Genomic DNA, 12,808 nt, shown 5'->3' with positions numbered 1-12,808 from the left:
CGGGCCAAGCTGGGAACATGACCGATCCGCTGGTACCGCCCGGAGAGACCCCACCCGTCGAGGGCTCGACCGCCGAGGCCCACGAGGAACGCCCCGACGGCGGCCCCTGGGAGCACCCCGGGGTGTGGGTGTGGCTCGTCATCATCGTCGCCGTCGCCGTAGCGGCCTTCTTCGTAGCCCGCTTCGCCTCCCTCATCTAGCCCGCCGGTCCGGGCAGTGGCCGCTCACTCCCCGCCCGCCGCCCGAGTGGGCTCCGCAGTGGTGGCCGGACCGGTCGAAGCCGCCCGCACCAGTTTCAGATACCGCGGCCAGTCCCAGTGCGGCCCCGGATCGGTGTGGTCGGTGCCCGGCACCTCCACATGGCCGATGATGTGCTCGCGGTCCACCGGTATCCGGTAGCGGGCGCATATCCCCGCCGTCAGCCGGGCCGATGCCAGGTACATCGCGTCCGTGAAATCCTGCGGCCGGTCCACGAACCCCTCGTGCTCGATGCCGATGCTGCGCTCGTTCACCGACCGGTTGCCGGCGTGGTACGCCACATCCAGCTCCCGGATCATCTGCGCCACATGCCCGTCCTTGCGCACCACATAATGCGTGGCCGCCTGATGGCTCGGGTCCTGGAACACCCGCAACGCGGTCGCGAAACTTCCCTGCACCACATGGATCACCACCCGGTCGATGGTGTAGTCGTCCGGCCGGTCCGCCCGCCGCCAGTTCCCCTCCGAGGCCGCCGTCCACTGGGCGCCCGCGTGATCCAGCGCGCCCGGCACCCGCTCCTTCTCCACGCCCGGCACCCGGTACCAGGCCCCGCGCAGCTCGTCCCAGCCCAGCACGGCCGCACCGCCCAGCACCACCGCGCCCCCGCCGACCAGTACCGCCCGCCGACCGACCCGCCTGCCCTTTTCCGCTGCCTTCTCCGCCGCCCTCTTCTCACCCATGTGATCGTGAACGCTTATCCCCGCGACCGTGGTTCCCGGCGGCCCGTACCCTGGTAGGGCTATGACACAGACTTCCCAGCGCCCCCTGCGTGTGCTCGCCGCCATGTCGGGCGGGGTGGACTCCGCCGTCGCCGCCGCCCGTGCCGCCGAGGCGGGCCATGACGTCACCGGGGTGCACCTCGCGCTCTCGGCGAACCCGCAGTCCTTCCGTACCGGCGCGCGCGGCTGCTGCACGATCGAGGACTCCCGCGACGCCCGCCGCGCGGCGGATGTGATCGGCATCCCGTTCTACGTCTGGGACCTGGCGGAACGGTTCCGCGAGGACGTCGTGGACGACTTCGTCGCCGAGTACGAGGCCGGGCGGACCCCCAACCCCTGCCTGCGCTGCAACGAGAAGATCAAGTTCGCGGCCCTGCTGGACAAGGCGCTCGCCCTGGGCTTCGACGCCGTCTGCACCGGCCACTACGCCACCGTCGTCGTCACCGAGAACGGCAGCCGAGAGCTCCACCGCGCCAGCGACATGGCCAAGGACCAGTCGTACGTCCTCGGCGTGCTGGACGAGAAGCAGCTCGCCCACGCGATGTTCCCGCTCGGCGACACCCTCACCACCAAGGACGAGATCCGCGCCGAAGCCGAGCGCCGGGGATTGGCCGTGGCCAAGAAGCCCGACAGCCACGACATCTGCTTCATCGCCGACGGCGACACCCAGGGCTTCCTGGCCCAGCGGCTCGGCCGCGCCGAGGGCGACATCGTGGACGAGTCCGGCGCCCGGGTCGGCACCCACGAAGGCGCGTACGGCTTCACCATCGGCCAGCGCAAGGGCCTGCGCATCGGCCACCCGGCGCCCGACGGCAAGCCGCGCTACGTCCTGGACATCTCCCCGGTGAGCAACACCGTCACCGTCGGCCCCGTCGAGGCCCTCGATGTCACCGCCCTCACCGCGATCAGGCCCCGCTGGTGCGGCACCGCCCCCACCGGCCCCGGCACCTACACCGCCCAGCTCCGTGCCCACGGCGGCGAGACCGAGGTCACCGCCGAACTGCTCCCCGACGCCGAGCTGCGCGTCTCCTTCACCACCCCCGTCCGCGGCGTGGCCCCCGGCCAGGCGATCGTCCTCTACGACGGCACCCGAGTGGTCGGCTCCGCCACCATCGCCACCACCGAACGACGGACCACCGTCACCGCCTGACCCCACCCCCACCCCCGAAACGCCTGTACGGGCGGCGGGCCCCTTCGCCCGCCGCCCCAACCCCCACCGCCCTCCCGGTCCCCTCCTACCTCCTCCCCCTCACTCCCCGCACCACTACCCTCACTCTCCGTGATCCGCGGTGGGTCGCTTCCCGAGCGCAGGGGGTCCCATGGGGCAGCAAACAGCCCACAGCCACTCCGGCAGTCCGTCGGCACCGCCTCTCCAGCACAGCCGCGGCCCCTGGACCAGTGCCTCCGCCACCGCCGCCGAGCTGCACACCAGCACCGCCAACGGCCGCAACGTCCTACGCCCCGTCCATGCCCCCCTGACCGCCTGGGCAGGCCTGACCACCTCCGCCGCCCTCCTCACCCTCCTCACCTCCTGGGAGGAGCGCCTCGCCGCGATCCGCGACGAGTGCGACCACCTGAGCGGTGCGCTCCGCCAGGTGGCCACCCACCTCGGCGAGATCGACACCACCACCGGCACCTCCCTGAAGGCCGTCCCCGTCCCGATCGCCGCAACCCGATGACCGAGACCGCCCTCGACTGGCAGCGCCTGCACGAACTGAAGCCCGCCGACTTCGAGGCCGCAGGCAACCGCTGGCACGCCGTCTCCAGCCGCGCGGGTGCCGACGCGTTACGGGTCGGCCAGGCCATGTCCGCCCAGCTCCGCGAGACGCAGCGCGGCGACGCGGCCGAGGCGGCGCTGCGCAGACTGGACCGCCTCCACCGCAACTTCGACTACGTACGCACCGAGTGCGGCCTCATCCGCACCACCCTCAACGGCCTCGCCGCGGACCTCGCCGAGCCCCAGCGCCAACTGCGGCTGGCTCTGGACGAGGCAGCCGAACTGGGCTTCACCGTCCGTCCCGACGGCTCGATCACCTACCCCGCCTCCACCGTCCACACCCTCCTCGGCCCCCAGGCCACCCCCGCCGGCCAAGCCAGTCCCCGCGCCGCCCTCCCCCTGGACCGAGCCCTTTCATCCCCCATCCGTCCCCTTAACCCCCACGCCGAGAAGGCTCAGGCCCTCGCCGACCGCATCGCTCGCGCCGTGCGCGCCGCCGTGGAGATCGACGCCCGTTACACCCGCACCCTCAACGGCCTCCGAGCCGCCAGGGGGCTGGACATCACCGCGGCCACCCTCCGCGACGTACGGCGCGACACCGCCGACGTACGCCACACCGCGAGCGCCTACCTCGCCGCCGACGTCCCTTTCGACGCCACCCCCGCCGAGCGCAAGGCCTGGTGGGACGCCCTCACCGACGAGCAGCGCCAGGAGTTCCTGCGCATCGCCCCCGACCTCATCGGCAACCTCGACGGCATCCCCGCCGTCACCCGTGACCAGGCCAACCGGGCATACCTGCCGACCCTCATCGAGGAGCTCGCGGGCAGGCCCGACGACGCCTCCCAGACCAAACTGGAGGCCCTGCGCCTGCTCCAGGCCCGCCTGAACCAACCGGGCGGTCTGCCCATGTACCTCCTCGGTATCGGCGACGAGGGCAACGGCCGCGCCATCGTCGCCTACGGCAACCCGGATACGTCCCGGAATGTGGCGGCGTATGTGCCGGGGCTGGGGACGGCGCTGGATGCGGATTTCGTGGAGGACACGATGGTCCGAGCAGAGGATACGGCCATCGGCGCCCGCGACGTCGACCCTTCGAGCGCCGCCATTATCTGGCTCGGTTACGACGCCCCTCAGAGCGCGGACGTCATGAGCACGGGTGACGCCGAGCGAGGAGCGCCGGTTTACAGCACCTTCATGGACGGTCTCACCGCGACGAACGACTCTGCAGATCCTCACCTGACTGCAGTCGGACACTCTTATGGGTCGCTGGCCGTAGGCACAGCGGCTCGGCAGCCAGGTGGCATCCCTGGTGTCGACGACATCATCCTTCTTGGCAGTCCCGGCGTGGGTGTGGAGAGAGCCGAAGACTTGGGTGTCGGGCGTGACCGCGTGTTCGTAGGTGCGGCGGACAATGACCCGGTCACCCATCTGCCCAGTAAGGAGGAGTTCCTCCTTGCCGGGCCGGGAGCGTTGGTCTACGGAGACGTTTATGACAAGGATAACGATGACATCTACTTCGGTAAGGACCCTGCGAGTGCGGCTTTCGGAGCTCAGCGCTTCGCGGTCGATCCTGGGCCCAGGCCGCTGATGGAACTGGGAGGCTTTGAAGCGCACTCTCAGTACTTCACACCTGATAAGGATGAAGTGTCGACTCAAAATATCGCTTCTATTATTGGCGGTCGTCCCCAAGACTTGGTCCGGAAGGCTCCCCGATGAGAGTAGCCGGATCTGCTCGGTACGGGCTGCTTCTAGCAGGCGCTCTAATGGCCTCTTTAATTGCGTCCTGCGGGGACTTTGAGTCGAGAGGCGCCGGCAGTAGAAGGGAAGCGAACGTGGATATGCAAGATGCCGCCAATCGGGCCGACCAAATGCTTGATGAAGCCTTCGTGGCGATCCGTCCGGAAGTGCAGTGGGCCCATCACATCACTACGAGTCGGCGTTGCAGCGTGTCACGTCGCAGAAAAGTGCTAACCATCATCTCTGAGCAGCGTCGAGGTAGTTTCCTTGGTGTCGTAGAACGTCATTGGAAGCAGAGTGGTTACACGATCACGGCCGTGCGTCGAAGCAGCGAGCGCCCGGCGGTTATCGCTCGCTCGCCCACGGGCTTTGGTATCAGTCTGCTTTTCGGCCACGCCGGACAGGCATCGTTCGAAGTCGCCACGCCCTGCGTGGCCAAGTCCCCCGTAGACGCCCCCCGCACCCCACCCAACGGCCCCGCCTACCCACCGGCCGAGATCCCGACCCCCAACGTCCACTCGGCCTTCTGGTCCGCCGAGACCCCCGTACCCAGCGCTTCCCCGTCCCCTACCCCTACCCCACCACCTCCGTCTCGTAGAAGCACAGGTGGTCCTTGATCCCGGCGACCTCCGGCTTGGGGTCCGGGTAGGCCCAGACCGTGTCGTCGGCGCCGGGGAGGGACCAGTAGGAGGCGTCGCCCTTGAAGGGACAGTGCGTGTGGGTGTCCGAGGGGGTCAGCAGGTCGGTGCGGACGTCCTCGGGGGGCAGGTAGTAGCGCGGCGGGCAGCCGGTCTCGCGCAGCACCAGGGGGCGGCGGCTCTCCGCCACCACCTGGCCCTCGTGGACGGCCCTCACATGCTCGGTGCCCTGTTCGACGGTGATGCGGTGTCCTGAGGTCATACAAGGGCAACGCCGAGCCCCGGCGGCTCGTTCCCCGGACCCCGTCCCTCACCCGTACGGGTGGCCCCGGCCTCCCGTACCGTGGCGCCATGAACATCTGCGTCTTCCTCTCCGCCGCCGACCTGGACGAGCGCTACACCCGGCCCGCCCGCGAGTTCGCCGAGCTGCTCGGCAGGGGCGGGCACACCCTGGTGTGGGGCGGCTCCGACGCCGGTCTGATGAAGGTCGTCGCCGACGGGGTGGAAGAGGCCGGCGGGCAACTGGTCGGCGTCTCCGTCGAGTTCCTGTCGCACAAGGCCCGTCCCGGCCTGGACTCCATGGTCGTGGCCAAGGACCTGTCCGAGCGCAAGGCGCTGCTGCTGGAGAAGGCGGACGCCATCGTGGTCATGGTCGGCGGGATGGGCACACTGGACGAGGCCACCGACATCCTGGAGCTGAAGAAGCACGGGCACCACACCAAGCCGGTGGTCCTGCTCAACGCGGCCGGGTTCTACGACGGGCTGAAGGAGCAGCTGCGGCGGATGGACCAGGAGGGCTTCCTCCCGCTGCCCCTCACCGAGCTGGTGTTCTTCGCCGAGGACGGGGTCTCGGCCCTGGCCTACCTGGAGGAGGCGGCCGGTCTGCGGTGACGCCCGGCCCGGGTGCGAGCATGGCACCCATGGCTACACACATGATCACAGGCGCCGGTTCCGGCATCGGCGCGGCCGTCGCGCGCAGGCTCCATGAGCGGGGCGACGACCTCGTACTGCTGGCACGCGACGCCGGGCGCGCCAAGGAGTTCGCCGAGCGGTACCCGGGCGCCCGCACGCTCGTCGGGGACCTGGCCAACCCGGACCGGCTGTCCTGGGCGTTCTCGCACCAGGAGCTGCCGGACCGGGTGGACTCGCTGCTGCATATCGCGGGCGTCGTGGACCTCGGCGAGGTCGGCGAGCTGACCACCAAGGCGTGGCGGAGCCAGTTGGAGGTCAACCTGGTGGCACCGGCCGAGCTGACCCGGCTGCTCCTGCCGCAGCTGCGGGTCTCCCAGGGCCACGTCCTCTTCGTCAACTCGGGCGCCGGACTGAACGCGCACGCCGGCTGGTCCGCGTACGCCGCCTCCAAGCACGGACTGAAGGCACTGGCCGACGCGCTGCGGCACGAGGAGCACGGCAACGGGGTGCGGGTCACCTCCGTGTACCCGGGGCGGACCGCGAGCCCGATGCAGGCGAAGGTCCACCAGCAGGAGGGCAAGGAGTACGACTCCGCGCGCTGGATCGACCCGGAGTCGGTGGCGACCGCGATCCTCACCGCGATCGACCTGCCGAGGGACGCGGAGATCAACGACCTGACCGTCCGACCAGGACGCTGACCCGGACAGCCGGACAGCCGGACAGCCGGACAGCCGGACAGCCGGACAGCCGGACAGCCGGACAGCCGGACAGCCGGACAGCCGGGCGGGGGAGGGCCCACCGGCGGACGAACCCGCCGGTCGGGGCCCCACCACCCCGCCTCCGTGGCCGCCCCGGCCACCCCGCCGCCCCCGGCGGCGCCCCGTACGCTTCCCCGGTGAGCGAGACCACCGAAACGACCGAGAAGACCGAGCCGAACACCTTCCCCTGGGGCCCCGCGACCGGTGTCGGGTCGATGCCCGGCGGTGACGCGCGGGAGGCGGCCAAGACCGTCACCGGGTCCTTCGAGGACTTCCCGTTCCTGGCCGAGCTGCCCGCGCGCGGGCCAGGGGCCGACATGATCGGGCGCAGCCTCGGACTGCTCGTGGAGATGTACGCGCATGTGGAGCCGAGCGGCTGGCGGATCAGCGACCGGCCGGGGCGGGACACCCGGCGGGCGCGGTCCTGGCTGGGGGAGGACCTGGACGCCCTGGAGGAGTTCACCCAGGGGTACCGGGGCCCGCTGAAGGTGCAGGCGGTCGGGCCATGGACGCTGGCCGCCGCGCTGGAGCGGAGGAACGGGGAGGCGGTGCTGGGAGACGCCGGCGCCTGCCGGGACCTCGCCGCCTCGCTGGCTGAGGGGCTGCGCGGGCATCTGGCGGAGGTACGCCGGCGGGTGCCGGGGGCGCGGGTGGTGCTCCAGCTGGACGAGCCCTCGCTGACCGCCGTACTGCGCGGCCAGGTCCGTACCGCCAGCGGCTACCGCACCCACCGCGCGGTGGACCGGCAGGTGGTGGAGAGCGCCCTGCGGGATCTTGTCGGTGTGAACGAGGGGCAGGGGCCGGTCGTCGTGCACTCCTGCGCGCCGGACGTGCCGTTCGGCCTGCTGCGGCGGGCCGGGGTCGCCGGGGTGTCGTTCGATTTCAGTCTGCTCACCGAGCGTGACGAGGAGGCGATCGGTGAGGCGGTCGAGGGCGGGACCAAACTGCTCGCCGGTGTGGTGGGGTCGCTCGACGGCCCGTTGTCAGACCCGGGCGGTAGCGTCATGGGTGTCAGAACGCTGTGGCGCAGGCTGGGGCTGTCTCCGGGGATCCTCGCGGATTCCGTGGTGATCACCCCGACGTGCGGGCTGGCGGGCGCCTCGCCCGCGTACGCCCGGGCGGCGCTCGCCCACTGCGCCAAGGCGGCACGCTCACTCGCGGACAACCCTGAGTGACCGATTGACCGAGTAGTAGGACGTCGGCGAGACGTGGCAACGGGAGGAACGACGGTGGCGATCGAACAGCAGGACGTGGTGCCGGCCGAGGCACGGGAGCAGCACACCCGGCTGGCCGAGCAGATCGAGGAGCACCGCTTCCGGTACTACGTGAAGGACGCCCCGGTCGTCAGCGACGCCGAGTTCGACCGGCTGCTGCGCGAGCTGGAGGCGCTGGAGGAGGAGTATCCGGAGCTGCGTACGCCGGACTCGCCGACCCAGAAGGTCGCCGGGCAGTACGAGACCGACTTCACCGCCGTCGAGCACCGCGAGCGCATGCTCTCGCTGGACAACGCCTTCGACGAGGAGGAGCTGGCCGGCTGGGCCGAGCGGGTGGAGAAGGAGGTGGGGGCCTCCGCGCACCACTTCCTCTGCGAGCTCAAGGTGGACGGGCTGGCGGTCAACCTCACCTACGAGAAGGGGCGGCTGGTGCGGGCCGCCACCCGCGGGGACGGGCGTACGGGTGAGGACATCACCCCCAACGTCCGCACCATCACGGACATCCCGGAGCGGCTGCGCGGGGAGAACATCCCCGACCTGGTCGAGATCCGGGGCGAGGTCTTCTTCCCGATGGAGAAGTTCGAGGAGCTGAACGCCCGGCTGGTGGAGGCCGGCGACAAGCCCTTCGCCAACCCGCGCAACGCCGCCGCCGGTTCGCTGCGGCAGAAGGACCCCAAGGTCACCGCCACCAGACCGCTGCACATGGTGGTGCACGGCATCGGCGCCCAGCAGGGGCTGCGCTTCGACCGGCTGAGCGAGGCGTACGGGCTGCTGAAGGAGTGGGGGCTGCCCACCGCCCTGCACAACAAGGTGGTGGACGGCCTCGCCGGGATCCGGGAGTTCATCGCCTACTTCGGCGAGCACCGGCACTCGGTGGAGCACGAGATCGACGGCGTGGTCGTCAAGCTGGACGAGATCCGGTTGCAGGGGCGGCTGGGCTCCACCTCGCGCGCCCCGCGCTGGGCGATCGCCTGGAAGTACGCGCCGGAGGAGGTCAACTCCAAGCTGATCGACATCAAGGTCGGGGTGGGGCGCACGGGCCGGGTCACCCCGTTCGCGCAGGTGGAGCCGGTCACGGTGGCCGGCTCGGAGGTGGAGTTCGCCACCCTGCACAACCAGGAGGTCGTCAAGACCAAGGGCGTGCTGATCGGCGACACCGTGGTGCTGCGCAAGGCCGGCGACGTCATCCCGGAGATCCTCGGCCCGGTGGTGGACCTGCGGGACGGCAGCGAGCGCGAGTTCACCATGCCCTCCGAGTGCCCCGAGTGCGGTACGCCGCTGCGGGCCATGAAGGAGGGCGACATCGATCTGCGCTGCCCCAACGCCCGCACCTGCCCGGCCCAGCTGCGCGAGCGGCTGTTCTACCTCGGCGGCCGCTCCAGCCTGGACATCGAGCACTTCGGCATGGTGGCCGCCGCCGCCCTCACCGGCCCGCTGGAGCCCGCCGAGCCACCGCTCACCGACGAGGGCGACCTGTTCGACCTGCGCGAGGAGCAGCTGCTCGACATCCGGGCCTATGTCCTGGACCCGGACAGCGGGCTGCCCAAGCGGGACCCGAAGACCGGCGAGGAGAAGATCGCCCGGGTCTTCGCCAACCAGAAGGGCGAGCTGAAGAAGAACGCCCGCGCCATGCTGGACAACATCGCCGCCGCCAAGGAGCGGCCGCTGGCGAGGATCGTCAACGGGCTGTCGATCCGTCATGTCGGCCCGGTCGCCGCCCAGGCGCTGGCCCGCGAGTTCCGCTCGATCGACCGGATCTTCGAGGCCAGTGAGGAGGAGCTGGCCGCCACCGAGGGCGTCGGGCCGACCATCGCCGCCGCCATCAAGCAGTGGTACGAGGAGGAGTGGCACCGCGAGATCCTGCGCAAGTGGAAGGCGGCCGGGGTCCGCTGGGAGGAGGAGTCCACCGGCGAGGACGAGGGGCCGCGCCCGCTGGAGGGGCTGGCGGTGGTCGTCACCGGCACCCTGGACGACTACACCAGGGATGGCGCGAAAGAGGCGTTGCAGAGCCGTGGGGCGAAGGTCACCGGCTCCGTTTCCAAGAAGACGTCCTTCGTGGTGGTGGGGGACAACCCCGGATCCAAGTACGACAAGGCCGTCCAGCTGAAGGTCCCGGTGCTGGACGAGGCCGGCTTCGGCGTCCTGCTCGAACAGGGGCCCGACGCCGCCCGCGAGGTAGCCGTTTCGGCCGAACAGCCGCCCGAATAAGGCCACTCCAGCTCACCCGTTCAGCGCATACCAGACGGATAAGGGTGGCTGGGTCGCATTCGGGCAAGACCAGTAGTGCGCTGCCCGTGGAAGCCTCCCGACGCCTACTGTTGAGACGTGCGTCCGTCATGCACGGCCGTCGGGGAGCGCTTCCCCTCGCGAACGAGCGGGGAAGGGCCACCACCGCGGTGGCACGGCGACGGGCCACCGCGTGGCATCGGCACCACCGCCGGCTGTGAGAGGGACCGAATGAAACCCACCGAGAGTGCCGCCCCGGCCTCACGGCCGCGCGTCCGCACGGCCGTCGCGGGCGTCACCTCCAGGCTCCCGTCCGTCGTGATCGCCGCCGCCGCCGTCGCCCTCCTCACCGGGCTGACGGGGGCGCTGCGCTCCGGCCACGCCCTGTTCCCCGGCGGTGCGGCCGGCTGGTCGCTCGCCGTCCTCACCGGCATCGTGGTCGGCCATCTGGTCGCCCTCGGCCGGGACCGCTGGTGGGGCGGCACCGGCTCCGGCGCCGCCCTCACCCTCGCCGTACTGCTGCTCTACGGCTGGGTGCCCGCCGGACTGGTCAGCCTCGCCGTCGTCGTGCTCACCGGCACCGCCCGCCGCCACCGCTGGCGACAGGGCCTGCTGCACGGCGCCGCCGACATCCTCGGCATCGGCGCCGCCGCCCTCGTCCTCGCCCTCTTCGACGACGCCCCCACCGTCGAGACACCCTGGCGGCCCCTCGAATGGGGCATCGAAGCCGTCCCCGAGGTCGCCCTCGCCGCCACCGCCTACCTGGTGGTGACCAGGACACTGCTGTGGTACACCCTCGCCCCCCAGGCCGGCGGACTGCCCAGCGCGGAACGCACCGCACTGCTGCGCCAGGGCCTGGTCGCCGTCGCCCTGCTCGGCATCGCCCCGCTGATCTGCGTGGTCGCCGTCAGCCTGCCGGTGCTGCTGCCGCTGTTCGCCGTCCCGCTCATCGCCCTGGACTCCACCCTGTGGATCGCCCGCGCCCGCGCCGAGGAGCAGCTGCGCGACCCGCTCACCGGACTGCCCAACCGCCAGTGGCTGCTGGAGCGCACCTGGTCCGCGCTGGAGGAGGCCGAGGGGGAGGGCCTGCGGGCCGCCCTGGTCCTCATCGACCTCGACCGCTTCCGCTCCGTCAACGACACCCTCGGCCACCTCGCCGGCGACCGGCTGCTGCTCCAGATCGCCGACCGGCTCCAGCACGCCCTGCCCCGCGGCGCGGAGGCCGCCCGGCTCGGCGGCGACGAGTTCGCCGTACTGCTCCCGGTCGCCGACTCCACCACAAGCGCCCAGCGGATCGCCCGCCAGCTGGTCGGCGACCTCTCCTCCCCGCTCGACCTCGACGGCCTCACCCTCGTCCTGGAGGCCAGCGCCGGGGTCGCCGTCTTCCCCGACCACGCCCTGGACGCCGAAGGGCTGCTCCAGCGCGCCGACGTCGCCATGTACCAGGCCAAGCGGGACCGCACCGGCGTCGAGGTCTACGAGTCCAAGCGCGACTCCAACACCCCCGACCGGCTCGGCCTCCTCGGCGACCTGCGGCGCGCCCTGGACGCCGGCGACGTGGAGCTGCACTACCAGCCCAAGGTCCGCTTCGACGGCGCCGTCGCCGGTCTGGAGGCCCTGGTCCGCTGGGTGCACCCGGAGCGCGGACGCGTCCCCCCGGACGAGTTCATCGCCATCGCCGAGTCCTCCGGGCTGATGCCGCACCTCACCGAGTACGTCCTGGACACCGCCCTCGCCCAGGTCGCCCGCTGGCGCGCCCAGGGCATCGAGGTCCCGGTCGCGGTCAACGTCTCCCCGCGCGACGTCCACACCCCCGGCTTCGCCGGCTCCGTCGCCGCCCGGCTGGCCCGCCACGGGGTGCCGGCCGGCTCCCTCCAGCTGGAGATAACGGAGCACGTCCTGCTGGAGGACCCGCAGCGCGCCGCCGACACCCTCGCCGGGCTCACCGGGCACGGCGTGAAGATGTCCCTGGACGACTTCGGCACCGGGTACTCCTCCCTGGTCCATCTGCGCCGCCTCCCGGTCAGCGAGCTGAAGATCGACCGCTCCTTCGTCGCCCGGCTCGCTGTGGACACCGAGGACGCCGAGATCGTCCGCTGCACCGTCGACCTCGCCCACTCCCTCGGCCTCCTGGTGGTCGCCGAGGGTGTGGAGGACGACGAGACCTGGGGCCGGCTGCGCGACCTCGGCTGCGACGCGGTCCAGGGCTGGCTGGTCGCCGCCGCGATGCCGCCCGCCGAGTGCACCTCCTGGCTGCACGCCCGCGGCGAGGGCGTCTGGATCCGCCCCCCGGCCGCCCTGCCCCCCTCCCAAGCCGACGCCGCCGACCAGGTCGTGCCGTAGGCCCCGGCCGGTACCCGCGTCACCCAGGGCCCCCGCCGGGACACCCACCCCGGCACCGCACGCCCGGCATACGCGCTCGGGGGCGGGCAGCCACGATCACGGCTGCCCGCCCCCGACGCGTACCCGCCCCCGGCACCTGTCCGGACGCCCGGGGACAGCCCCCGCTGCGTACGGGGGACAGCCCCCGGGAGAAGACGGGGGCAAACCGTTTCACGGTCATCGATCCCCGCCCCATAGGATTGGGGGCGAAAGTCATTCGCTGTACCCATCGCACTCACCCTGAGGA

Annotated in this window: 11 protein-coding genes; 9 read left to right on the top strand and 2 right to left on the bottom strand. The window is 71.5% G+C overall.

Annotated elements, in window-relative coordinates; genetic code table 11:
- Positions 1-17 precede the first annotated feature (17 nt).
- Positions 18-200 (top strand): DUF6480 family protein, encoded by a 183-nt coding sequence (locus ABZ945_RS16660; protein ID WP_248635159.1) that lies wholly within the window; start codon positions 18-20, stop codon positions 198-200.
- 24 nt (positions 201-224) lie between these two features.
- On the opposite strand, the gene ABZ945_RS16655 is transcribed toward ABZ945_RS16660, so the two are convergent.
- Positions 225-938 carry an N-acetylmuramoyl-L-alanine amidase gene (locus tag ABZ945_RS16655; RefSeq protein ID WP_361269459.1) on the bottom strand — a complete coding sequence of 238 codons (714 nt, stop codon included), beginning with the start codon at positions 936-938 and terminating at the stop codon, positions 225-227.
- 61 nt (positions 939-999) lie between these two features.
- Here ABZ945_RS16655 and mnmA point away from each other — a divergent pair, with 61 nt between their 5' ends.
- From mnmA to ABZ945_RS16640, 3 genes are all read left to right on the top strand, one after another.
- On the top strand, positions 1,000-2,127 hold the full coding sequence (gene mnmA / locus ABZ945_RS16650; protein WP_361269456.1) for a tRNA 2-thiouridine(34) synthase MnmA: 1,128 nt from the start codon (positions 1,000-1,002) through the stop codon (positions 2,125-2,127).
- A 169-nt stretch (positions 2,128-2,296) separates the two neighbouring features.
- Complete coding sequence (locus ABZ945_RS16645) at positions 2,297-2,656, top strand: hypothetical protein (protein WP_361269453.1); 360 nt, start codon at positions 2,297-2,299, stop codon at positions 2,654-2,656.
- A complete protein-coding gene (locus ABZ945_RS16640; protein ID WP_361269450.1) occupies positions 2,653-4,410 on the top strand; it encodes an alpha/beta hydrolase in 1,758 nt (585 codons plus the stop codon). The genes ABZ945_RS16645 and ABZ945_RS16640 overlap by 4 nt, the downstream gene beginning before the upstream one ends.
- Positions 4,411-5,004: 594 nt before the next feature.
- Here ABZ945_RS16640 and ABZ945_RS16635 read toward each other — a convergent pair.
- On the bottom strand, positions 5,005-5,331 hold the full coding sequence (locus ABZ945_RS16635; protein WP_361269448.1) for a DUF427 domain-containing protein: 327 nt from the start codon (positions 5,329-5,331) through the stop codon (positions 5,005-5,007).
- A gap of 89 nt (positions 5,332-5,420) precedes the next feature.
- Between ABZ945_RS16635 and ABZ945_RS16630 the strand changes: the two genes are divergently transcribed.
- The 5 genes from ABZ945_RS16630 to ABZ945_RS16610 all read left to right on the top strand — a co-directional run bounded on the left by ABZ945_RS16630 (position 5,421) and on the right by ABZ945_RS16610 (position 12,522).
- On the top strand, positions 5,421-5,960 hold the full coding sequence (locus ABZ945_RS16630) for a TIGR00730 family Rossman fold protein (protein ID WP_361269446.1): 540 nt from the start codon (positions 5,421-5,423) through the stop codon (positions 5,958-5,960).
- A gap of 29 nt (positions 5,961-5,989) precedes the next feature.
- On the top strand, positions 5,990-6,679 hold the full coding sequence (locus ABZ945_RS16625) for an SDR family oxidoreductase (protein WP_361269444.1): 690 nt from the start codon (positions 5,990-5,992) through the stop codon (positions 6,677-6,679).
- Between the two features lie 197 nt (positions 6,680-6,876).
- A complete protein-coding gene (locus tag ABZ945_RS16620; protein ID WP_361269441.1) occupies positions 6,877-7,914 on the top strand; it encodes a methionine synthase in 1,038 nt (345 codons plus the stop codon).
- Positions 7,915-7,968: 54 nt separating this feature from the next.
- Positions 7,969-10,161: an NAD-dependent DNA ligase LigA gene (gene ligA, locus ABZ945_RS16615; protein ID WP_361269438.1), complete on the top strand. Its 2,193-nt coding sequence runs from the start codon at positions 7,969-7,971 to the stop codon at positions 10,159-10,161.
- Between the two features lie 249 nt (positions 10,162-10,410).
- Positions 10,411-12,522 carry a bifunctional diguanylate cyclase/phosphodiesterase gene (locus ABZ945_RS16610; protein ID WP_361269436.1) on the top strand — a complete coding sequence of 704 codons (2,112 nt, stop codon included), beginning with the start codon at positions 10,411-10,413 and terminating at the stop codon, positions 12,520-12,522.
- Positions 12,523-12,808: the final 286 nt, after the last annotated feature.

Origin of the sequence: Streptomyces sp. NPDC046887, from assembly GCF_040644755.1 — a bacterium.
GTDB lineage: Bacteria > Actinomycetota > Actinomycetes > Streptomycetales > Streptomycetaceae > Streptomyces > Streptomyces lichenis.
This window is presented reverse-complemented; position numbering and strand designations above follow the sequence as displayed.